Genomic DNA, 21,042 nt, shown 5'->3' with positions numbered 1-21,042 from the left:
CGGGGGTCTTCAAGTATGTATATAATCAAGCACGGCGTGCGAAACACGCTTGGTGATGTTTTATGGGACGAACCCCTTCCCCTACAATTTGAAACAATTGAAGATTGCAAGCTTACTATCAGCTCGCTGATCGAGCGCTATGATCATAGTGAGTTTGAACAAGAAAACGACCGGTGGTGCACGTGGAACGATAGCAAGCAGAACGAGTTTCACTATTGGTGGATCGTTGCAGTGGCGCCATTGTCTTAGGAAAAGCCAATGCATTACCATGGCACCTTACGCATTCCTGCCAGTCATCATGTTTGAATTGTCCGCATGCGGTAGGTGCCGCGATGATACCTATTTTTCGCGAGACGAGCCTGTTAAAACCCCACGCATGGACCACGCGAATGTAAAAATTTCCAAAGTTCTGATCATCGAAGATGATTATTTTTATGCGGATTCGCTGAAGCGGCACTTCAAGACAGCCGGCCAGCACGTGGCGACCGCCGAGACCTTCCATGCGGCGCAGATGGCCATAGAGGCCGATGAATTTGACCTGATCATCATCGATCCGGGGCTTCCAGACTATGGAAGCGAGATGGAATCCCGCGATGTGCGCCTGAAAATCATCGAGTCCATCATCAATTCCACTCCCGCAGCCGTTCATCTGGTCATCACCGGCCGGTATTCGACCGATGAGGCGGAAACATGCAGAAACCTCGGTGCGAAGGGATACCTGGGTAAAAACCGGCTCAATGCCCCCACCCTCGCCAGCATTCTTGAACTCATGACCCGTTCTGAATTTGTCGTGCATCGGGGGAGCGAGACGATCAGCGATGCTTTTCCGGGCTATTATTATCCGTTCCTGTCATTGTCGGAGGAAGAATGCCTCCAATGGGTGGAAGACCGCCCGAAGGGCATGAAACGCAATGAACTGTTTGTGCTTATGGCAAAGCACTTTAAGATGAAAAGTGCCGAGATGGCCGAGCAGAAATACAAACGGGCGCGAAGCAAAGTCCTGGCTCATGGCCGCAAAATCACTACCGACAATGATGATCCTGCAACCGATTGAGGAAAAGGCCGTGGAAATATACAGCGGTTGGCGTGCCTGCTTCTTGGGCCTTGTGCTCTTATGCGCGGTTCCCGCCGCTTCCGCCGGCATAGTCGACCCGCATGTTCTCCAGATCGAACGCCAGAGCGGAAAACCCATCGTCTCCTACAAGGAGGACGATCTGGCAAAATCATTTTCCTATCGGGAGATCCAAACCAAGACGCCTTGGACCAACGACGTGCAGCGCACCTATCGCGGTTTTTCGCTGATCGAGATTCTGGCAAAGAACGGACTGGCCAATGCGAAGGTCATAAAGGGCATAGCGCCCAATGATTATTCCGCCAGAATCGATATGGACGAAATCAAACGTTACAATCCGATCGTTGCCTCACAGATTGCCTGCAATGACGTCGAAGCCAAGGCAGGAAAATGCCATGAGGGCGAATTCCGCCCGCTTGAGGCCGACGATTTTGGGCCATTCTACATTGTCTGGCCTTTTGACAGCATGCCCAAGGCCTATGACCCGGGAGATCACTCAAGATGGATCTGGTTTCTTACCGAGCTGCAATTTGAGCAATAATTTTTGATCGCGCATCAAGCAGCGTGATCCTTAGACGATGAGTGGGATTGATTTCAGACACGTGGTGGATAGGTGAGACAGATACTCCGCGCAAACGGCACCTACATCCTCGCCATTTCCTTTGGTCTCTTTGTGCTGATCGGCCTCGCCTCGTTTCTGCAAACGGACAAGTATCGCAGTCAGGCCTATGACATCATCGGGGAAGTCAACGAGGTTCAGTGGCGTTCGACCCAAGCGCGCGAGAAGATGGTTAGCATCATGGGATGGGCCCGGCTGGCTGCGTTCACCAAATCCCAGGAGTATCGCGCCAAAATCCTGTCTGAAAGCACCTATCTTGCCATCAATGCCAAGACGCTGATCGCTTTGCCCTATACCGAGAAGATCATGCCTAAAGTGGATATCGATCTGATCAAGACACTGCTCGATTACATAAACAATGAGCTGATGCCGCAGCTGGCATTGCCCGATCCTGATTACAATCTGATTGTGGCCAGGTTTGAAGACTTCTGGCCGGCCATTGTCTTGACGACGACGGGCAACCTCGGAAACACCCAGAAACGCACCGCCGATCTCGAGCAAAAAGCGCTCTACGACAATTTCCTGTACGCCTTCGTGTTTGCGACCGCGATCATGATCGTTCTGTTTGCCATGGTCGCCTACAGAAGCAAGGCGCTCTACAACAATCAGGTCCGCCAGTTCGCCCTGCTCTTCTCCCACATGACCTTCACGCGAATCAACGGACTGTCCATGTGGATGCACGAGACACTTTCGCCCGAGGAAAACCCCGATCCAAAACTGCTCGACATGGCCCGCAAGCGGATCACTGATCTGTCGGTTGTGACCGATTGGCTGGCCCGGATCGCCTATCCCAAATTTGATCAGGACAATACGCCGATCGTGACGCTGGGAACGATCCTCGATCAGATCACGCGTCCCGACGGATCGACCATTCCCATCGTGCGCGCCGATGTGAAAGCTATGCAGCTGCTTGTACCGCAGGGCCAGTTCCATCTCATGCTTCACGAGCTTTTGCGCAACGCCAAGGACGCCGTCGAGGATGAGCAGCACCCGCACATTGTGATCAAGGTGAATATCGCCAGGCGCTGGCCGATTGGAAAAGACCTGGTTGTCGCCATCGAGGATTCTGGTGTCGGCATGTCACGGGAACAGATCAAGAAGGCCACGACACCGTTCTTCTCGACGAAGGGCGAGTCGCGCGGCCATAGCGGACTGGGCTTGACAGGGTGTGCGCGCCTTATTCAGACAATGGGCGGCTCTCTTGCGATTCAATCATCAAAAGGCAATGGTACGACTGTTACACTTGCCTGCCCGCTATCGAATCTCCCAGTTATAAAGTGGAACCACGCATGACCAGTTTGCCGCAACAGGAACGAAGCTACGGACTAGATCAGGTGATCGCCGAACTGCAGGACCGGCTGGATCGGTATGAGCAAACGAATGTCGCTCTTGCCCAACAGGTCGAACATCTGCAAACGCGTCTCCTTGCACCGAACAGGTTCAGGTGGGACGTCATCGACAAAGTCACCGATTACTTCAGGGGCGCTCAAATCAAGGGAGATTATCTCGAGTTCGGCGTCTATCAGGGCGAGACCTTTGCCTATGCGTGCAACGTGATAGGGCGGGAAAATCCGGAGATGCGCTTTGTCGCCCTGGATTCGTTCGAGGGCTTGCCGCAACCAAAAAAGGGGATCGACGAGTCCGGCGGCTATAGCGGCGGCTTCTTCGAAGGCCAGTTCTCGTGCAACGAGGCGCAGTTCAAGGAAAATCTCAAGCTGCGCAATGTTGATCTGGCGCGGGTTACAACCATCAAGGGCTGGTACGACCAGACGCTGCAACCAGGGCATGCTCAGTCATCGCCTATCCAGACCGTTGCTTTCGCGTGGATCGATTGTGATCTCTACGAGTCCACCGTGCCTGTGCTGGATTACCTCACCTCCCGTTTGACGGTCGGGTCTGTCATGATGTTCGATGATTGGCGTTGTTTCAGGAATCTCCCGGAATTCGGCCAGCAAAGAGCATGCAGGGAGTGGCTGGCGAGAAACCCCCAGATCAAGCTGAATCTGCTTATCGACAACGACTATCACGGTTACGTCTTCTCCGTGGCCGCCTGTTAGTAATACCCGTGATATGAAGTAAAAAATCGACGAATTTATTTAACGAATATTTTGGTTCAGCGTTGTTGCTTGCGGGGCTGTCGAAGCGTATTCTCTCCCCCATAGTGCCGAAGAGCACGGGGGAGAAAAAATGAGTAAATTGGGCCGTGATCCAGAACTCAATAAACTTGCAAAATACCTCATTCACCAATCGCTTCCTCTTGCCATAAGTACCTCCGGTTACAATCCGACCACGAGGGACCTGGACATGATCGAAGAAGCATTGAAGGCCCGCTACGGTACGGATCTTGCCAGTGTCTCCGTTCGGGAAATCGATGAGTTTCTGCATCGGCGCTTCAGCAGGCTGAGCGAACGGCCGAATCGGCGCACAATTCACCGCTTTCTCAAGATACTGGCAGGCAAAGACCGGAAACGAAGCTGAATGGCTTTCGGTTGTCTCAGAAAGACACACGAAGGTCATTCAGTTGCATTGGACGTAGCATCCCATTGGGGCAAACCTATTATTCCTGGAACAGCAATGGAGAGTTGAATATGCGTGCACTTATAGCAATCGCACTTCTGGCGTTGGCAGCAAGTCCGGCCTTGGCGGACGGCACCTGTAAAAGCCAGGCCGAGGCCAAAAAGCTTTCCGGCGCTGCTTTGACCAATTTCACGAAGAAATGCGCGGCAGATGCGGCAACAACCTGCGATACGCAGGCCGCCGCCAAGAAACTGGCCGGCGCCGCAAAAAACAGTTTCGTCAAGAAATGCGTGAGCGATACAACGGGCTAAGTCAGGCAGCTCTATTCAACGCGGAAGACCGCAAGCCGGCTGAGCCGGTTTTCATCGCCGGACAGCCGGATTGTTTCACCGGCTGTCGGAGTCGCCGGCGTGCGTCTGGGGGTTGAGATTGTGATCGCCCGCATTTCTGAAATCGGCCCCCATTCTGCCGAGAAACAGCACCATCATCGAAACCGCCACGAATGCAAATAGAACCGGCCAAACCGACATCACATAGGGTTGGTAGTCTATTTTTGTATTTTCGCCATCCTGATCCACAGAGCCCCCTGCCCGTAAACGACGTCATTCCCACCTTAACGCCGGCACAAAGATGCTACCTGCAGATTAATATCATCTGAACAAATGAATGCTTCGCATTGTGTTTGTACAAGCGATCCGGCCAGCGCGCGCAAGCGCTGGCGCTTCATGAAAAAGCCCAACTCCGGTGCTCATGATATCCCTGTTGCTACTCTCCATGAGGCAATGGGAGGCTCGGTGATATTCTTCCCCCGTCAATGCCCCAACCGAGCCTCACCCGCCCTCCCATTCAAATGCTGCGCAAAGAAGCGCAGGGTTTCGCACAGCCCCCCATTCGCCGATCAAGGTTGCAATACTGGTTATTGTCCGTGAGATGGATTACGACTCGCTGATCGAACGATCGGAGTAACAAGTGTGACGGCCATCCGATGGACTCGCTGATCAACGCCGCAGCGCACGCCCTTGCGACAGGTGATACTCTCGGCGCCTTGAAACGGGTGGCGCTGCGTGACGACGCGCCCGCCCTTGCACTGCGCGGCATCGCCATGGCGCAACTTGGCGAATTCCCGCGCGCCAGGACCCTGTTGCAGAGCGCGGCGCGGGCATTCGGCGCAAAAGAGGAAAAAGCCCGCGCGCGATGCATCGTCGCCGAAGCGGAAATTGCACTCGTCTCACGCGATCTGGGCTGGCGCGTAAAGGCACTGGACATGGCGCGGGCAACACTCGAAGCCCATGGCGATCACGTCAATGCCGCCCATGCACGGACCGTGGATATTCGGCGGCTGCTTCTGGTCGGTCATGTCGACGCGGCCGAGCGCGCCCTCGTCAAGCTTGATCCCGCGCCGCTGCCGGCAACGTCGAGAGCGGCGCTCGCCCTCGTGGCTGCCGGAATTGCCATCCGGCGCCTGAACACGTCTGCAGCGCGCGAGGCACTCAAGCGGGCCGAGAAAGCTGCGGCAGAAGCAAAGATCCCCGCCCTTATCGCGGAGGTCGAACAGGCCTCCCATGTCCTGAAAACACCCGCCGCCCGTCTGATTCAACGCGGCGAGGAACGTCCCCTCTTGCTGGAGCAGATCGAAACGCTGCTCGCATCCGGAGTGCTGGTCGTCGACGCGTGCCGGCACGTCGTTCGGGTCGGGGATCGGGTGATATCGCTTGCCACCCGCCCGGTTTTGTTCGCGCTGGCCCGCGCGCTGGGCGAAGCCGCGCCCGCAGACGTGCCAAGAGCCGCGCTTCTCGCCCGTGCATTCGGGGCAAAGCATGCCGATGAATCGCATCGCGCCCGCCTGCGGGTCGAAGTCGGCCGGTTGCGCGAGGAACTGCGACTGTTGGCAGATGTGTCCGCAACAGCGCGGGGCTTTTGCATGACACCGCTCGACGCCAGCGGCATCGTTGTCCTTGCGCCGCCTATGGAGGAAGCGCATGGCGCGGTTCTCGCCTTTCTTGCCGATGGCGAGTCATGGTCAAGCTCCGCTCTGGCAATTGCCCTGGGGGCCAGTTCCCGGACCGTGCAGCGTGCCCTTCTGATACTTGCGGAAGCGGGCAAGGTGCAATCGTTCGGTCGCGGACGCGCCCGCCGCTGGATCAGTCCGCCCGTGCCGGGTTTCCCGACAATCTTGTTACTCCCCGATCTCCTGCCAAGTGAGTAGGGTCAGGAGGAAATGTTCAGCAGTCAGGTGACAAGGATGAAATCATGAAACAATCGGCAAAAATTCTCCGCGAATATGGCCCGTTTCCCGGCACCGACCAGGTGGCCGGGGTTACCTTCGATGGCCGGAATGTCTGGTTTGCATCGGGAGAACGGCTGAATGCCCTTGATCCGGCGAGCGGGACCGTGTTGCGCTCCTTGGACATCGCTGCGCATGCCGGAACCGCTTTCGATGGCCAATATCTCTTCCAGATTGCCGAAGATCGCATCCAGAAGGTCGACCCGGAGACAGGCCGCGTGCTCTCGACAATCCCGGCGCCCGGCGACGGCGGCGATTCCGGGCTTGCATGGGCAGAAGGGACGCTCTGGGTCGGGCAGCATCAGGGCCGGAAAATCCACCAGATCGATCCGCAGACAGGCGCCATTCTGCGCACCATCGAGTCCAAGCGCATGGTCACCGGGGTGACCTGGGTTGACGGCGAACTCTGGCACGGCACGTGGGAACAAGATCAAAGTGATGTCAGGCGCATCGATCCCGCGACCGGCAATGTCCTGACCATCCTCGACATGCCCGCAGGCACCGGCGTGTCGGGGCTCGAGTCCGACGGCGGCGATCAGTTTTTCTGTGGCGGCGGCAAAAGCGGTAAAGTGCGCGTTGTCGCGCGGCCCAGATAACACGGCGGGCGAACACCGGTTTGCACAGCCTGCATGGCAAGGGCTTTCGGCAACAGCCAGTAAAATGGAGAGAGCAATGAGCAATGCTTCGTATCGCTGGGTAATCGTTGCAGCCGGCGGCTTGCTGGGCTGCATGGCCATCGGCGCCATGTTTTCCCTCCCGGTTTTCCTCCAGCCCATTGCCCGGGACACGGGCTGGTCCGTCACCGGCGTGTCAGGCGCCATGACGATCGGGTTCATCGCCATGGCATCGGCTAGCATGCTGTGGGGGAACCTGTCCGACCGCTTCGGCGCCCGTCCCGTGGTGCTGACGGGATCAGTGCTGCTGACCGCAAGTCTGGCGCTGGCCAGCCGGGCTACATCGCTTGTCGAGTTTCAACTGGTCTTCGGCCTGCTCGTCGGCGCCGCGACCGCGGCGATCTTCGCGCCGATGATGGCATGCGTCACCGGCTGGTTCGACACCCAGCGCAGCCTTGCCGTGTCGCTTGTTTCGGCGGGCATGGGAATGGCGCCGATGACCATGTCCCCGCTGGCGGCATGGCTTGTTTCGATTCATGGCTGGCGGACATCCATGCTGATCATCGCTGCGGTTGCCGCCGCCGTGATGATTCCCGCCGCCCTCCTGGTGCGCCGCCCGCCGGCCGCCGACATGGGCAATACCCCGGCGCTGCAGGACGCAGAGCCGCAGTCATCCATGTCGATCGGGCAAGCCATCCGGTCTCCCCAATTCATCATCCTGCTCCTGACCAATTTCTTTTGCTGCGCCACCCACTCCGGCCCCATTTTCCACACGGTGAGTTACGCGGTCAGCTGCGGAATCCCTTTGATCGCAGCGGTTACGATCTACAGCCTGGAAGGGCTGGCGGGCCTTGGCGGCCGGGTTGTCTTCGGTGTTCTCGGTGATCGCCTGGGCGCCAAGCGCGTGCTGGTCGGCGGGCTGCTGCTCCAGGCGTTCGGGGCGCTGGCCTATGTCTTCGTGCGGGAACTTGCCGGGTTTTATGCGGTGGCCGCATTGTTCGGTTTCATCTATGCCGGTGTCATGCCGCTCTATGCCGTACTGGCGCGCGAGAATTTCCCGATGCGCATGATGGGCACCATCATCGGCGGAACAGCTATGGCCGCCAGCTTGGGCATGGCCACGGGTCCGTTGGCCGGAGGTTTGATCTACGACACATTCGCCAGCTACGAATGGCTCTATATCGGAGCCTGGGCTATCGGTATCGGCGCATTCCTGATCGCCCTGACGTTCAGGCCGTTTCCGCAAGCTCAGCCTGTTTCCGGGTTTCAACCCAGCTAACGTTCGCATAGAAAGCTCACACGGGTCCCATGGAGATGTAGGGCATGCGAATCATGAGCCTCAACGGCTGGGGCGGCAAGCTGCACGAACCGTTGATATCCTATCTCCAAACGGAGCAGCCGGATGTTCTATGCCTGCAGGAGGTGGTCCACAGTCCCGAGGCCAGGGACGATTGGCTCCTGTATCGTGACGGGGATCATGTCCTGCCCCAGCGCGCGAATTTTTTCCGCGATGTTGCGGCCGCTCTTGCCAACCATACGGCCATATTCTGTCCGGCAGCCCAGGGCGTATTGTGGGACGGTGATCAGCCGGTGCCCTCGCAGTGGGGGCTCGCGACTTTCGTGCGGAACTCCCTGCCGGTTACGGCGCAGGCGCAGGACTTCGTGCACAAGGGGTTTTCGCCGCACGGTTATGGCGATCATCCGAGGTCGCGGTCTGCGCATGCAATCCGGGTTTACGACTATGCGCGCGACCGGATGGTCGCCATCGCCCATATGCACGGGCTGCGCGATGTCAACGGGAAGATGGATACGCCCGAACGGCTGGCGCAGGCCCGCAGGCTGAAGCAACTGGCGTCCGGGATTGCCGCGCCGGGTGACGCGCTGATCGTGTGCGGCGATTTCAATGTCGAACCCGGAAGCGAGACCTTTGCCGTGCTCGCCGAGATAGGACTGACGGATCTGGTCACGGCCGGAGGGTTCAACGGAACCCGCAGTTCGCATTATCGCAAGCAGGGACGGTTTGCCGATTACATGCTGGTGAACCAGAACGTCGAGGTTCGGGAATTCACGGTGGTGACGGAACCGGAAGTGTCAGACCACTGTCCGCTGATCCTTGAGATATGAGCGGCGATGTCATCCCTTCCCCAGGCAGCACAATCCAGAACACCGCTCCATTGTCATTGCGGGCATGGAGCGTACCGCCCGACCGGTCAAGCAACCGCGCGCACAACGAAAGACCAAGGCCCATGCCGTTCTCCTTGGTCGTGAAAAACGGACGGAACAGGTTTTTCAGGACTTCATCGGATAGTCCCGGGCCGTTATCAGCAATTTCGATGATATTGACCGTATCCTGACTGAACGTCCTGATGGTGATCCTCTTGCGGTCGTGCCTGCATTCGGCCAGGGCATCGACAGCATTCCGCAGAAGATTGTGAATGACCTGTTCGAGCTCAATGGCACCCACGACCGATTTTGGCGAGGGAGTGGCAAAATCCATCGAAACCTCGATATTCTGTTCCCTGAGTTTCACCCGCAGCAGCTCGATCATGTTCACGATGAACGGGTTGAGCTCCTGCAACATCGGTTGAATATCATTCCCGACAATATAATCGCGCATTCTGTGGAGGATTTTGCCGGCACGTTGAGCCTCGCGAACATTGGCGGCGAGCGCTTGCTTGAGGCTGCCGTCCCTGTTCCCGGCTTCCCCCTTCTCCAGGAGAATGAGCCCCGCCTGGCTCTGGCTGAGCAAAGCGGTAAGAGGCTGTGCGAGTTCATGGGCAATGCCTGATGCCAATTCGCCGACAGCATTGACGCGCGAGGCCTGGAACAAGCGGTTTTCATGCCGGAGCGATTCCATTTGCCGAAGCGCACGCTGCTCTGCCGCTTGCGCGTCTGCCAATGCCGCACGCTGGCGTCTCAGCAAGTGAAATGCGTAAAGCGCAGCGAAGCCAAAAATCGACAAGGGGACGATCATCCGCCAATCAAACACGTCACCCAATGCGACATCCTTGTCCAAATGAATATGAGCCTGGGAATCATCATCTGGACGAAGCGGGGTTCGCGTCATGTCCGCTGTCAGCCACGGCATGTAGCCGGTAAAAAGTCCGTGCGTATGAGGGTTTCGCACATAAACGGGTCTGTTCCCGAGGCGAACCTGAAGTTCTATTGCCTCCGGCAAAGCGATCGATTGAATCGCCTTTGCCACATCATAGATCACCACAATGGCTGCAGGCGTCCGGCCATTCATCGCTTTTGTCGCAAACAAAACATGCTCGGCTAAGTGCGGCATCGCATAGGCAATCGTTTCCCCTTCAGGCTGGAGCGCCACGGCACGCATGATTGCAGGCATATCTGCTTCTCCCGGCTTGCCGGTCGCGGAAGGAACACTGATCCATTCAGTCAGTTCGGACTGACCGGGTCTCATCTCAAAAAGCTGGATTCTATCCAAAAATGCATAGGACTTCATCATGCCCGTGGCGACTTGGACGAAAGAGGGCTCCGTGTCTCCGTCGGGCAGTTGCAAAACAAGATCCAGCAGCGTGACACTTGCGCGCCTTTGCGAATATTGATTTGTCAGTTCTATTGCCAATCGCGACCGGTCTTCTGCAAAATCGTTCCGCAGATTGGTCAGGGTTATCGCAGCAACGACAATCAGGATCACAATTTCAATCGCGATCCATTGAAAGAGAAACGTCCTGATCGGGATTGATTTCATCATCATTGCACCAAATGTGGCTGTCCAATCCGCTATATTCACCTGACAGGTCCAGGATCATGGAATCATAGCATATTATCAGGCTGGATATGATGCCCCGGCACACCGGTGCAAAGAGCGCAATCCGCCGTTCTTTACGGTGACAGAAAATGCTATGTGAATAGAACTTAACCATGCGCGTCTTCCAGACTGGCCACGCAATCCTGTTTACCCGCGCAACAATGGCGAGCGATATTCAGAATTCAAATCCGAGAGGCAGGATTGATCGTATGACATCGCGGTACCCCATCTATCTGATCGATGATGACGATACGGTAAGAGAAGGTCTGTCGCTGCTCTTTCGGGCCAGCGACATGGCCGTCCGAACCTTCGTTGACGCCAATTCTTTCCTGGAAAAAGTCGATCGGAACAAGCCGGGATTCCTGCTGGTGGATCTGAAAATGCCGCAGGTGAATGGCCTTGAGCTGCATCAACAGCTCGTCGCGCGGGGAATCCGCTGGCCATTGGTCATTTTGACCGGACACGGTGATGTTGCGGCCTGCCGCGCGGCCTTTCAGGTCGGTGTCATGGACTTTCTCTCCAAGCCCGTTGATGCCGATACCCTGTTTGCAACCATCCATGCGATGGAACGATTGCTCGACACCGCGCTCGAGCGGCAACAGGACGAGGCCTTGCTTGCGACACTGACGCCGCGCGAAAGCGAGATCCTCAACATGATCTGCCGCGGCTTCGACACGAAGGGCATTGCCAATGCCCTCGGCATATCGCCCCGGACTGTCGACGCCCACCGCGTGAATATCTCGACAAAACTCGGCACGACGTCCGTTGTCGAATTCGTTCGCATGACAATGGGTGGATGATGACAACGGGATATGGCGGAGGGGGTGGGATTCGAACCCACGGTAGGCTCTCACCTACGCCGGTTTTCAAGACCGGTGCCTTAAACCGCTCGGCCACCCCTCCTTAACCGCACTCGGTATTCCATCGCTGCGGGCCGGTTATCCCGCTGCCTGTACTCAAGCTGGTCGGAGGCCTTTATAGCCATTCGCATTGCCGCGTCAACCGGCTCCCGGGCAGTGTTGCACTTTCATTGCAACGCATATCGAGGCACGTGATTTTGCCCGCTGCAGCGAAAGGCCGTCGGCGGCGCTGGATGAAGGTCAGCGCCACCGACGAAGCAAGCCCTGGTCAGGAGCTCGCTTTTGGGGAAATTCTGCTGTTTGCCGGATTGCCGTGCACCGCCAGACCCATCAACGAAAAAGATCGGAAAACCTGAAAGCCCGCATCGCGTTGCAGATTCTCACCGGAAACGGCATGACACGGAATAATATGTGTTCCCGTTGCGATGATCGGGTTTTGTTCCAGGCCTATGCCAAGGCATTCCTGGAATCGGGTCAGGCAGCGTTTCAAATCCACCTGGTTGTTTCTCTCCACCTGTTTCGAACCGGCTCTTGCGGCGTTACGGGAAGAGTTACTCAATATTTACAGTGTGTCAGCCCCGTCCGCTTATGTGCAAACTCGATCTGTCGCAGTTTTGCGACAAATCAAGGCAAAAAAATCAACTGCCGTTCAGGAAAGGCCGAGGCGCTTCAGCTTGCGGTGCAGGGTCGCCCGGCTGATACCCATATCGGCCGCGGCAGCGGACACGTTGCCGCCGCTGCGGGCCAGCGCCCTTTGAATCGCACCGCGTTCGGCCATGGCAAAATCGCGCGCCGCCGACTGGTGCTGCCCCAACAGATCAGCCGCCGGCAACGGAGCGGCGAGCGAGTCGTCGGTCAGACCAAGCAGCTGGCGCGCCGAGCGCGATGCACCGATCACCAGGTCATCCTCGTCGACGGCGATCAGCGCGTTCAAAGCCCGTTCGCTCATCCAGTTGTCACCGGGCGGCGCCAGGACAATGCGGGCCTTGGGGAAAGCAAGCCGGAAATTTTCCGCCTCCACGCGCCTGGCCGCATCAGTCACGGCTATCGCTATCAGCTTGACGAAATCGTCCGTCAGGTCGTGGCGCGCGGAGGATACATCGATAACGGCGGCCAGACGGCCGCGATGATCGAAGATGGGGGCAACCGTGCAGGATAAAGCCGTGTTTCGACTGCGGAAATGCTGGTCGCGATGGATGGTCAAAGCCCGCTGCTCGGCAATGGCCGTACCGATGCCGTTGGTTCCCTCGGATTCCTCGCTCCACACCGCGCCGGTCCACAGACCCATCCGGTAAAAGGCTTCGTCGTCCGCCACGCAGCCGCGCCGGTCAACAGGGATGCTGTTCTTGTCGGCCAGCAGAATGCAGCAGCCTGCACCGCCGACGGCGGCATAAAGCCGGTCGAGACTGGTCTGGGCGGTCATGATGAGAGAGCCGAGCCGTTCCCGCGCCTGGTTGAGCTCATGTTCGGTCAACACGTTCGGCCCCTTTCCTTCGACAGGATTGAGGCCATACAGCCGCATGGACCGCCGCCATGACGCGATAAGTGCCGATTGTGCAGCAGCGCTGCCCGACGAAAGCGCTGATTCAATATATTCAGCGTGCAAACCGCTCTGGAGCGTTACCATGGTCCCCTCCGAGGCCGAGTAGTGTGGTCCAGACTATTGTTGAGTGACGACCACGGTCAAGCCCACGCGGTCACCTATTACAGAACGACCTTTCCAGCAACAATGCGGGCAAACGACACGATGCCTGCCCCGTCAGGCGTTCGCCGCCTGCAGGATTTTGGCTTTGCTTTGCTCGTGCTCGCGAATGTAATTGCGTGTCAGGGGAACGACGTCGTTTTTCTTCGCAAGCTGGAACTGGAAAATCACCAGGTCCTCATAGCGGAACGCCGACTCCGCCGCCGCGAGATAGAACTCCCACATCCGGCAGAAACGCTCGTCATAGAGCTGCGCCGCATCCTGCCAATGGGCCATGAACCGTTCGCGCCAGGCGGCTAATGTCGACGCATAGTGCAGCCGCAGAATTTCAATATCCGTGACCATCAATCCGGCTTTTTCGATTTCGGGCAATATCTCGGACATGGACGGTATATAGCCGCCGGGGAAAATATACTTGTCGAGCCACGGCGTTGTGAATCCAGGCACGGCCGAACAACCGATCGTATGCAGCACCATGACACCGTTTTCGTCCAGAAGCTCTGCGCATTTGCGGAAAAACTGGCCGTAGGATGCGACGCCGACATGTTCGAACATGCCCACTGAAACAATCCGGTCAAATGTTCCGTTCAGGCTGCGGTAATCCTGCAGAGCGAAATTGACCCGATCGGGCTGGCTCTTTGTTCCCGGCCGATTTCTGGCGAATTCGAGCTGTTCCTCCGAAAGCGTGACGCCCAGAACGTTGCCCGAGGGCGCTTCAGCGGCCAGATGCAGCGCCAATCCGCCCCAGCCGCAGCCGATATCAAGAACCCGGCTGTCTGGCCGCAGCAGAAGCTTGGCGGCCAGATGCCGTTTCTTGGCCAGCTGCGCATCTTCCAGGCTTTGCTCCGGATGTTCGAAATAGGCACAGGAATACTGGCGGTCGGCATCCAGAAACAGGCCATACAACCGGCCGTCCAAATCATAGTGATGGGCAACATTGCGCTTTGACCGTGCCGGCAGGTTGCGATGACGGAAACCCCGGAAGCGTGCGCGTAAAGCATCGATCACGCGTGTCGGCAGCGGATGCGTTTCATTTTGCGCCTCGCGCAGCACCAGGCAGAGAAAATCGTAGATCGTCCCCTGCTCGACGATAAAGCGTTCGTCCATGAACAGCTCGCCCAGCTGCATATCGGCGTCCATGAGAAAGGCCCATTGGGCGCGCCTGTCGGTAAAACGCACAATCACCGGATCGCCGCTGCCGTTGCCGAAGATCAGGCGGGCGCCGCTTGCCGTCAGGATTGTCAATGAACCCCGGGTGACGATGCGGGAGAAAGCGAAGCGAAGAATCCGGTCCACGGGCGAAAGAGGCATTCAGACACTCCTGAGACAAAGGTTTTCGGCTCGTAGCATGTGCCGATGATCACAGGATTACGCGAACCTGAAGCCAAAATGAAATGGAAACGGTTTCAGTGCTGCCGCCGGAGCGCGCTGTCACAGGGGGAGCGGCACTATACGGCCAGGCTTTGATGCAGCCTGTCGCTCATTGTCTTGATGGCATCCAGTGATTCGTGCCCGATCAGCATGAACGCGTGGGTATCGCTCGACCAGTACACGACATTCATCCCGTGGCGCCGTTCGGTATCCACGGCCCTTGCTCCCTTGGAGGACTGGACAATGCACAGTGCCATCGGCGCCTGTGCCGCGTCCAGATAGGTAATCTGCCCCAGGGCCCTGCCCTCATAGGCCAGAATCTGAGCCCGCTTCAATGTGGCGCCCGGCAGCTGCACGCGATCAGGCGTCAGCGAAAGGCCAAGTTGCGACCCGACATCCCGCAATTGCGCCGACTGTACCGCAACGTCCACGGGTCCATTGCCCAATGTCTCCCGGGTATAGAGCGACATGTATTGCGCGACGACCGTACGCCAGTCACTGCCGTCCTGATCGCCGCGCAGACTGGACCGCAGGCCGAGGAAGGTCCGGTCGACCGCCACACCGACGGCAATGAAGCCGATTGCCGCTGCCAGGAAGCTCCGCCGATTCCAGCCGTTGACCTGTGGCCTGACCGGCTCGGGCGGCGAAATGCCAGCCAGCATGGATTGGAGTTTTTCTGCCGGTGCCTTGTCAAGCAGCGGATCAAAGGCATTCTTGAAGGGCAAGTTGCTCGAGGCGAGAAAATGCAGACGGTCGGCAACGGCCTCGTCGCTCTCGATCAGACCTTCGACCTGCCGGCGTGTATCCGGATCAAGTTCGCCATCGAGATAGGCCACCAGCATTTCATCGTTTTTCATCGTGTTTTGGTTGGGATCGGTCATTGCGCGCTCCCCTCCTGCCTGCCCTGACCGGCCGATGCTGCAAGCTTCGCGCGCGCAGCTGCCAGCCGGCTCATGACCGTGCCGATGGGAATATCCAGGAGTTCGGCCACCTCACGATAGGAAAGCTCCTCGACATAGGCGAGGAAGACCACCGTCCTTTGCGCCTCCGGCAGGGCCTGGACCTGGCGCAGAACCTGATTGGCAAAGATATGCGTCTCGGTGTCCCTCGCCCCGTCGAAAACCAGGGTTTCATCGGCATCGACAAAGCCCTGCCCCATCCGCACGCGGCGCGACCGGACTTCGTTGAGCCAGATGGAATGAAGAATGGAAAACAGCCAGCGATCAAGCCGCGTGCCATGCGCAAACTGGTTTGCCCGCTCCAACGCGCGCACACAGGTTGCCTGCACCAGATCGTCGGCCACATCGCGCTGGTGAGACAGCACCACCGCATAGCGCCAAAGCCGCGTCAGGTGTTGGGAAAGTCCCGTCCGGATTTCCTGCTCGTTTGCGATGGTCGCCTCCGCATCGGACCGGGCAACACGGTCCGATGACTCCTTGCTACGCTTTGACCGACTATAAGCAGGAACCGTTGGATATGCGACAGGCATGATGAATCCGCTTTGAATTGTCATGATTGCTCGCCGGTTCTCTGGTTCGCGGCGCCCACTTCCTTACAGCTTGGACGGATTCTCGATGGCTTCCGCCAGATCGCGATATTCCTCGCAACCGGTTCCGCAAATACCTCTGATCTTGGCCAGCTGATCCTTGGCAAGATCAAGATGACCTTTGATGACATAGGCTTCGCCGAGATATTCGCGCACTTTGGCGTATTGGGGATCGAGCTCAACGGATTTCATGTAATAGCCGATCCCTTCGTCCGTGCGGCCCAGCTTGCGGGTGGCGTAACCACGGTAATTCAGGGCGACGGCGGTATTGGGATTCTTCAGCGTATCGAGGACGCCAAGCGCTTCTTCATAACGGCCGGCCTCTGCCAGCGCGAAGGCATAATTTGTCAGATCGGAATCCGGAAGCAGGCTGCCCTGCTGCTTGACGCATTTTTGCGCTTTCGAACTCCAGACTTCGCCCTTCGGGCAGGTCGGCGTCGCATTCGAGTCGCCACCGCCGCCGCCACCGCCTCCTCCAGCCGCATACACAGGACCGGAAATGACTGCACCTGCTAGGCATGCGCCGAGCAGGACGACCGGATAAATCCGGCCAACGGACGGGAATTTTCCTATGTTGAACATCACGTTTTCTCCTGAAGCAAAGGGACTGCGATGGGAGAACACGCGGGATATCCGCTTTATTCGGCACGCCGGGAAATATTCTTTAAAATCCAACGGTCGGAAAGCAAAAAATCCACCCAGAATTGTCCGTTTTATCCTGGTCGGCACTTAAAATTGCCAGGGCTGCTTTCTATATGCGGGTGGCGCGCTGAAAATTGGCTGGTGCGTAACAGGAGAAATCTATGTCTGGTACTGCTTCCCGCATCATTCGCATCGTTGTGTTGCTCGTTCTGGCCTTGGCTGTCACGCTGAGTGCATTTGATATCGCCGACGCAAGGCGGGCGAGCGGCGGATTTGGCAGCCGCGGCACGCGCACGTTCGATGCGCCCGCAGCCACCCGGACAGCACCGTCGCCTGCCGCGCCGATTGAACGGACAATGACCCCGCGCCCGCAAACGAACCAGCCCTCGGCCATGCAGCCGCAGGCAGCCGCCCCGCGCCCCGGTTTCTTCAGCGGTTTTGGCGGTTCCATGCTGGGCGGCCTGCTGGTTGGCGGTTTGATCGGTACGCTGCTCGGTCACGGTTTCGGCGGCGGCTTCGGTTTCCTCGGCATGCTGCTGCAGATCGGCCTGGTGATTGGCGCGATCATGCTGGCCATGCGGTTTTTCGCCCAGCGCCGGCAGTCGCCTCTTGCCGCTTCGGGTCCGGTATCCGGCCAGGGTTTCGGCCGGCAGGCTGACCCGTCCGCATCCCCGTCATTCCGTATTCCGACCGTTGGAGCGGCGATGGGTTCCGGTTCTTCCCAGCCTTCCCAGAACGCGAGGCCGGCACAAGCCTCGGCGTCGACGGATGAACTCGGCCTGACGCAGTCGGACCTCAATCAGTTCGAGCAGCTTCTGACCAGGGTGCAGACCGCCTACGGGACGGAAAATTACGCCGAACTGCGGTCCCTCACCACGCCGGAAGCCATGTCCTATCTGGCGGAAGAGCTCGGGGAGAATGCAACCAAGGGCGTGCGCAACAGCGTTTCCGACGTCAAGCTGCTCCAGGGCGATATCGCTGAATCGTGGCATGAGAACAATGCCGATTACGCCACCCTGGCAATGCACTATTCCAGCATCGATGCGATGCTCGACCGGACGACGGGCCGCCTCGTCGACGGCGACAACACCAGGCCGACCGAAACCACGGAGGTGTGGACCTTTGTGCGCAAGGACGGCTCGGAATGGAAGCTGTCAGCCATTCAGGCGGCTTGATCCGGTCACCCCTATTGATCTGAACAACGGCGCAGAAGCGAGGCTTCTGCGCCGTTTTTGATTCCGGGAACTGTTGCCGCTTTTACTGCTTTACGACGTGCCAGACGCTGCCGACGCCGTCACCGCCGGTCTCGCCTTCCTTTGTATCCTTGGCAAAGGTGTAGAGCGGCTTTCCATCGTAAGCCCACATATCCTTGCCATCGGCGGCTTTGACGAGCGACCACTTGCCTGCGGCTTTCGCTTTGGCATCGGCGTGGAAAGCCGGCCATTTTTTCAGGCAGTCCGCATCGCAATTGGATTTGCCCTTGGCATCCTTGTCGAACGTATAGAGCGTCATGCCTTTATCGGTGGCGAGCACCTTTCCGGCTTTTGTTTCAACCATCTTTGCCGGTTCAGCGGCAAATGCTGTCAGGGTCGTGGCAGCCAGAAGACTCATTGCTATCAGCAGTGTTTTCATCGATTTCACTCCCTCATTGGTTTGACCGGCGACACGCCAGCAATACCCATTTTACGCGAATGTACTTCGCCGTTCATGACGGTGCGACCCATTCTGATCCGAATTGAGGCACAAGAGAAGAACCCGCGAACAACAATTGAGACGATTGGTAACGAAGCGAAAACAGCGTAATGATTGTTTCAATCCAGTGTAGGCTGGAACATGGTCGCCTGCAAAAAACCGAGATTCCGTCCTATCTGCCACCCGTTACTGCCCCAAATGCTGCTTTCCAGCATTCAAACAATGATCTGAACAATGCGATTGCTGCTTATTGAAGATGACACGATGCTCGGCTCCTCGTTGAAAAAGGCGCTGGAAAAGCATGCCTATGGCGTCGACTGGATGCAGGACGGTGAAACCGGGCTCGCAGCCATGCAGGATTCGAGCTTCGCTGTTGTCGTTCTTGACGTCAACTTGCCCAGGATGAGCGGACTTGAAGTGCTCAGGGCGACCCGGCGCGACAAGAATCTTGTTCCCATTCTGCTTTTGACCGCCCGCGATACCCCGCTGCACAAAGTGGAAGGCCTCGACAGCGGCGCCGATGACTATCTGGTGAAGCCCTTTGATCTCGATGAACTGCTCGCCCGCCTGCGCGCCCTGGTCCGCCGCAGCGAGGGCCGTGTCGACACGATCCTGAAATGTGCCGATGTCGAAGTCGATCCCGCAGCCAAGGTCGTGCGCAAGGCTTCAAACCAGGTGATGATGACCGCCAAGGAGTTCCAGCTGCTGAAGCTCCTGATGGAACGCGCCGGCAAATACGTCACAAAAAGCGATATCGAGTATGCGCTGTACAGCGCAGAGAGTGCGGTCGAGAGCAATACAACCGAAGTCACGATCTATAATCTCCGCAAGAAACTCGGCAGCGACTTCATCAAGTCCATCCGGGGCGTGGGCTATATGGTGGACGCATGAGCAGGCCTACCCTTACCCGCAATCTGTTCTTTCGCGTTACGCCGACGATCCTCATCACCATGGCCATCATCGGCGGTTTTGCATTCAACAGCGCCACGCGTGAAATCAACAATGTCTACGACGCACAATTAATCAATGATGCCAATGTCCTGTGGATGCTTCTTCACAATCAGTTTGATGAAACGGGAGACACCCCGCCCAAGCAGATCGCCGATATCGATTTCAGCATGGGCAACCAGCTCGCGCTGAACGAGGACGCGGATGATTATGCCGACGCGCATATGTTCCGGGCCTGGAAGGACAACAAGATCGTCCTTTTCTCCGGATCGACATTTCCGGCTGAAATCCCCTTGCAGCGCGCCGGCTTCACCAACGTTCCCTTTGACAGCGAACTTTGGCGGATTTACTCCCTGCCGATCCCCGATACGCATGTTGTGATCGAGGTTGCGGAAAAGGTCGCCATGCGCCAGACGCTGGTGTCGAACATCCTGCTCAATCTGATCTTCCCTCTGCTGATCCTCATCCCGTTGATCGCACTGCTGATATGGTTTGGCATCAACAGCGGCCTCAGCACCATCCGCATGCTGGTGCAGCAGATCCGCAGCCGCTCTCCGGACGACCTTTCGGCCATTCCGGTCGATACGCTGCCGAGGGATCTGTCCCCCCTCGGCCGCTCGATCAACCAGCTGCTCGAGGATCTCGATGATTCGCTCAAGGCGGAACGGCGCTTTGCCGATCATGCTGCCCATCAGTTGCGCACGCCGCAGGCGGCATTGAAGCTTCTGCTGCAAATGCTGGCCCAGGCCGACAACGAGAAGGAGCGGCAGGCTATCATCGCCGACCTTATCATCAGCAATGAAAGGGCCACCTATCTGATCGAGCAATTGCTGCGTGCCGCCCGCGTCGGTCATCAGCCCATGCAATTGCAGGCCGTGCCGCTGTACAGCAGCGTGGCATCCGTCGTTGCCGAAATGGGAAATCTGATAACGGCAAAGCAGTTGGACATGTCGCTCGACGGGGACGAGAAGGCGCTGGTGCGGGCCGATGAGCCTCTGCTTCGTCTCATGATCAGCAATCTCATCGAAAATGCGGTGAAATATACGCCCGCTTCCGGCAAGATACGCGTGGCGATCACCGCGGCCAACAACTACTGGCGCCTGTCCATTTCAGACAGCGGGCCCGGTATCGCCGAACACCACCGGGAGGCCGTATTCCAGCGATTCTATCGTGTTGATACGCCGCAGATCGAGGGAACCGGGCTGGGCCTGACGATCGTTGCCGATATCGTCAAGCGCCTGTCCGGCACGATTGCATTGAAATCCCCGGCTTCCGGAAAGGGTCTTCTCGTAGAAGTGCTTCTACCAAAAGCATAATTTCGCTTCCACACGACTGCTCTGTCCGCCCTCCCTCGATTTCAGTTTGGCATCATCTTCGCATAATTTAGCGATCATCCATCG

Annotated in this window: 23 protein-coding genes and 1 tRNA gene; 14 read left to right on the top strand and 10 right to left on the bottom strand. The window is 57.7% G+C overall.

From position 1 onward, the window contains the following. Positions 1 to 268 precede the first annotated feature (268 nt). The 6 genes from ACZ25R_RS12610 to ACZ25R_RS12585 all read left to right on the top strand — a co-directional run bounded on the left by ACZ25R_RS12610 (position 269) and on the right by ACZ25R_RS12585 (position 4,519). Complete coding sequence (locus ACZ25R_RS12610; RefSeq protein WP_472461153.1) at positions 269 to 1,054, top strand: response regulator; 786 nt, start codon at positions 269 to 271, stop codon at positions 1,052 to 1,054. A 10-nt stretch (positions 1,055 to 1,064) separates the two neighbouring features. Beyond that, a complete protein-coding gene (locus ACZ25R_RS12605; RefSeq protein WP_472461152.1) occupies positions 1,065 to 1,613 on the top strand; it encodes a putative pterin-binding protein in 549 nt (182 codons plus the stop codon). Between the two features lie 72 nt (positions 1,614 to 1,685). Then, a complete protein-coding gene (locus ACZ25R_RS12600) occupies positions 1,686 to 2,984 on the top strand; it encodes a sensor histidine kinase (protein WP_472461151.1) in 1,299 nt (432 codons plus the stop codon). Then, positions 2,981 to 3,748: a TylF/MycF/NovP-related O-methyltransferase gene (locus ACZ25R_RS12595; RefSeq protein ID WP_472461150.1), complete on the top strand. Its 768-nt coding sequence runs from the start codon at positions 2,981 to 2,983 to the stop codon at positions 3,746 to 3,748. Before ACZ25R_RS12600 ends, ACZ25R_RS12595 begins: the two co-directional genes overlap by 4 nt. A gap of 130 nt (positions 3,749 to 3,878) precedes the next feature. After that, the gene (locus ACZ25R_RS12590; protein WP_464660369.1) at positions 3,879 to 4,169 is read left to right on the top strand and encodes a hypothetical protein; all 291 of its coding nucleotides are present in this window, start codon (positions 3,879 to 3,881) and stop codon (positions 4,167 to 4,169) included. Positions 4,170 to 4,234: 65 nt separating this feature from the next. Continuing rightward, entirely contained in the window at positions 4,235 to 4,519 is a 285-nt protein-coding gene (locus tag ACZ25R_RS12585; RefSeq protein ID WP_472461149.1) for a hypothetical protein, read from the top strand. A 75-nt stretch (positions 4,520 to 4,594) separates the two neighbouring features. On the opposite strand, the gene ACZ25R_RS12580 is transcribed toward ACZ25R_RS12585, so the two are convergent. After that, positions 4,595 to 4,786, bottom strand: coding sequence for a hypothetical protein (locus ACZ25R_RS12580; protein WP_472461148.1), 192 nt, complete (start codon positions 4,784 to 4,786; stop codon positions 4,595 to 4,597). Positions 4,787 to 5,193: 407 nt separating this feature from the next. Here ACZ25R_RS12580 and ACZ25R_RS12575 point away from each other — a divergent pair, with 407 nt between their 5' ends. From ACZ25R_RS12575 to ACZ25R_RS12560, 4 genes are all read left to right on the top strand, one after another. After that, a complete protein-coding gene (locus ACZ25R_RS12575) occupies positions 5,194 to 6,414 on the top strand; it encodes a helix-turn-helix domain-containing protein (RefSeq protein WP_472461147.1) in 1,221 nt (406 codons plus the stop codon). 44 nt (positions 6,415 to 6,458) lie between these two features. Then, entirely contained in the window at positions 6,459 to 7,088 is a 630-nt protein-coding gene (locus ACZ25R_RS12570; protein WP_472461146.1) for a Vgb family protein, read from the top strand. 76 nt (positions 7,089 to 7,164) lie between these two features. After that, positions 7,165 to 8,385, top strand: a complete 1,221-nt coding sequence (locus ACZ25R_RS12565; RefSeq protein ID WP_472461145.1) for an MFS transporter — start codon at positions 7,165 to 7,167, stop codon at positions 8,383 to 8,385. A 44-nt stretch (positions 8,386 to 8,429) separates the two neighbouring features. Then, positions 8,430 to 9,230 (top strand): endonuclease/exonuclease/phosphatase family protein, encoded by an 801-nt coding sequence (locus tag ACZ25R_RS12560; RefSeq protein ID WP_472461144.1) that lies wholly within the window; start codon positions 8,430 to 8,432, stop codon positions 9,228 to 9,230. Here ACZ25R_RS12560 and ACZ25R_RS12555 read toward each other — a convergent pair. Beyond that, complete coding sequence (locus ACZ25R_RS12555; protein ID WP_472461143.1) at positions 9,172 to 10,824, bottom strand: sensor histidine kinase; 1,653 nt, start codon at positions 10,822 to 10,824, stop codon at positions 9,172 to 9,174. The two genes, ACZ25R_RS12560 and ACZ25R_RS12555, sit on opposite strands and share 59 nt — an antisense overlap. A gap of 266 nt (positions 10,825 to 11,090) precedes the next feature. On the opposite strand from ACZ25R_RS12555, the gene ACZ25R_RS12550 reads away from it, so the two are divergent. Continuing rightward, positions 11,091 to 11,681, top strand: a complete 591-nt coding sequence (locus tag ACZ25R_RS12550; RefSeq protein WP_472461142.1) for a response regulator transcription factor — start codon at positions 11,091 to 11,093, stop codon at positions 11,679 to 11,681. A 13-nt stretch (positions 11,682 to 11,694) separates the two neighbouring features. Here the strand turns inward: ACZ25R_RS12550 and ACZ25R_RS12545 are convergent. The 7 genes from ACZ25R_RS12545 to ACZ25R_RS12515 all read right to left on the bottom strand — a co-directional run bounded on the left by ACZ25R_RS12545 (position 11,695) and on the right by ACZ25R_RS12515 (position 16,942). Next, positions 11,695 to 11,784: transfer RNA gene (locus ACZ25R_RS12545), tRNA-Ser, on the bottom strand. Between the two features lie 225 nt (positions 11,785 to 12,009). Beyond that, entirely contained in the window at positions 12,010 to 12,237 is a 228-nt protein-coding gene (locus ACZ25R_RS12540) for a hypothetical protein (RefSeq protein WP_472461141.1), read from the bottom strand. Between the two features lie 153 nt (positions 12,238 to 12,390). After that, a complete protein-coding gene (locus tag ACZ25R_RS12535) occupies positions 12,391 to 13,368 on the bottom strand; it encodes a GAF domain-containing protein (RefSeq protein ID WP_464660417.1) in 978 nt (325 codons plus the stop codon). Between the two features lie 132 nt (positions 13,369 to 13,500). Continuing rightward, on the bottom strand, positions 13,501 to 14,754 hold the full coding sequence (locus tag ACZ25R_RS12530; protein ID WP_472461140.1) for a class I SAM-dependent methyltransferase: 1,254 nt from the start codon (positions 14,752 to 14,754) through the stop codon (positions 13,501 to 13,503). Positions 14,755 to 14,891: 137 nt separating this feature from the next. Continuing rightward, entirely contained in the window at positions 14,892 to 15,695 is an 804-nt protein-coding gene (locus tag ACZ25R_RS12525; RefSeq protein WP_472461139.1) for an anti-sigma factor family protein, read from the bottom strand. Beyond that, the gene (locus ACZ25R_RS12520; protein WP_472461138.1) at positions 15,692 to 16,303 is read right to left on the bottom strand and encodes an RNA polymerase sigma factor; all 612 of its coding nucleotides are present in this window, start codon (positions 16,301 to 16,303) and stop codon (positions 15,692 to 15,694) included. The genes ACZ25R_RS12525 and ACZ25R_RS12520 overlap by 4 nt, the downstream gene beginning before the upstream one ends. Positions 16,304 to 16,366: 63 nt before the next feature. Further along, a complete protein-coding gene (locus ACZ25R_RS12515) occupies positions 16,367 to 16,942 on the bottom strand; it encodes a tetratricopeptide repeat protein (protein ID WP_464660423.1) in 576 nt (191 codons plus the stop codon). Positions 16,943 to 17,163: 221 nt separating this feature from the next. On the opposite strand from ACZ25R_RS12515, the gene ACZ25R_RS12510 reads away from it, so the two are divergent. Continuing rightward, positions 17,164 to 18,177, top strand: a complete 1,014-nt coding sequence (locus ACZ25R_RS12510; protein ID WP_223613348.1) for a Tim44 domain-containing protein — start codon at positions 17,164 to 17,166, stop codon at positions 18,175 to 18,177. 82 nt (positions 18,178 to 18,259) lie between these two features. Here the strand turns inward: ACZ25R_RS12510 and ACZ25R_RS12505 are convergent, their stop codons facing one another. Next, positions 18,260 to 18,634, bottom strand: a complete 375-nt coding sequence (locus ACZ25R_RS12505; protein WP_464660427.1) for a COG4315 family predicted lipoprotein — start codon at positions 18,632 to 18,634, stop codon at positions 18,260 to 18,262. Between the two features lie 294 nt (positions 18,635 to 18,928). Here ACZ25R_RS12505 and ACZ25R_RS12500 point away from each other — a divergent pair, with 294 nt between their 5' ends. Beyond that, positions 18,929 to 19,585, top strand: a complete 657-nt coding sequence (locus ACZ25R_RS12500) for a response regulator transcription factor (protein WP_472461137.1) — start codon at positions 18,929 to 18,931, stop codon at positions 19,583 to 19,585. Beyond that, entirely contained in the window at positions 19,582 to 20,958 is a 1,377-nt protein-coding gene (locus tag ACZ25R_RS12495) for a sensor histidine kinase (RefSeq protein WP_464660431.1), read from the top strand. Before ACZ25R_RS12500 ends, ACZ25R_RS12495 begins: the two co-directional genes overlap by 4 nt. Positions 20,959 to 21,042 lie beyond the last annotated feature (84 nt).

The organism is Phyllobacterium sp. RCAM01083 (genome assembly GCF_055685835.1).
Note: the sequence above shows the minus strand (reverse complement) of the source record. Positions and strands in the feature narration are given on the sequence as shown.

Coding starts and splice junctions, on each gene's coding strand:
- ACZ25R_RS12500 (WP_472461137.1), top strand. CDS start 18,929: ATGCGATTGCTGCTTATTGAAGATGACACGATGCTCGGCTCCTCGTTG.
- ACZ25R_RS12495 (WP_464660431.1), top strand. CDS start 19,582: ATGAGCAGGCCTACCCTTACCCGCAATCTGTTCTTTCGCGTTACGCCG.
- ACZ25R_RS12520 (WP_472461138.1), bottom strand. CDS start 16,303: ATGCCTGTCGCATATCCAACGGTTCCTGCTTATAGTCGGTCAAAGCGT.
- ACZ25R_RS12595 (WP_472461150.1), top strand. CDS start 2,981: ATGACCAGTTTGCCGCAACAGGAACGAAGCTACGGACTAGATCAGGTG.
- ACZ25R_RS12530 (WP_472461140.1), bottom strand. CDS start 14,754: ATGCCTCTTTCGCCCGTGGACCGGATTCTTCGCTTCGCTTTCTCCCGC.
- ACZ25R_RS12565 (WP_472461145.1), top strand. CDS start 7,165: ATGAGCAATGCTTCGTATCGCTGGGTAATCGTTGCAGCCGGCGGCTTG.
- ACZ25R_RS12590 (WP_464660369.1), top strand. CDS start 3,879: ATGAGTAAATTGGGCCGTGATCCAGAACTCAATAAACTTGCAAAATAC.
- ACZ25R_RS12510 (WP_223613348.1), top strand. CDS start 17,164: ATGTCTGGTACTGCTTCCCGCATCATTCGCATCGTTGTGTTGCTCGTT.
- ACZ25R_RS12525 (WP_472461139.1), bottom strand. CDS start 15,695: ATGACCGATCCCAACCAAAACACGATGAAAAACGATGAAATGCTGGTG.
- ACZ25R_RS12515 (WP_464660423.1), bottom strand. CDS start 16,942: ATGTTCAACATAGGAAAATTCCCGTCCGTTGGCCGGATTTATCCGGTC.
- ACZ25R_RS12575 (WP_472461147.1), top strand. CDS start 5,194: ATGGACTCGCTGATCAACGCCGCAGCGCACGCCCTTGCGACAGGTGAT.
- ACZ25R_RS12505 (WP_464660427.1), bottom strand. CDS start 18,634: ATGAAAACACTGCTGATAGCAATGAGTCTTCTGGCTGCCACGACCCTG.
- ACZ25R_RS12560 (WP_472461144.1), top strand. CDS start 8,430: ATGCGAATCATGAGCCTCAACGGCTGGGGCGGCAAGCTGCACGAACCG.
- ACZ25R_RS12535 (WP_464660417.1), bottom strand. CDS start 13,368: ATGGTAACGCTCCAGAGCGGTTTGCACGCTGAATATATTGAATCAGCG.
- ACZ25R_RS12550 (WP_472461142.1), top strand. CDS start 11,091: ATGACATCGCGGTACCCCATCTATCTGATCGATGATGACGATACGGTA.
- ACZ25R_RS12570 (WP_472461146.1), top strand. CDS start 6,459: ATGAAACAATCGGCAAAAATTCTCCGCGAATATGGCCCGTTTCCCGGC.
- ACZ25R_RS12610 (WP_472461153.1), top strand. CDS start 269: ATGGCACCTTACGCATTCCTGCCAGTCATCATGTTTGAATTGTCCGCA.
- ACZ25R_RS12555 (WP_472461143.1), bottom strand. CDS start 10,824: ATGATGAAATCAATCCCGATCAGGACGTTTCTCTTTCAATGGATCGCG.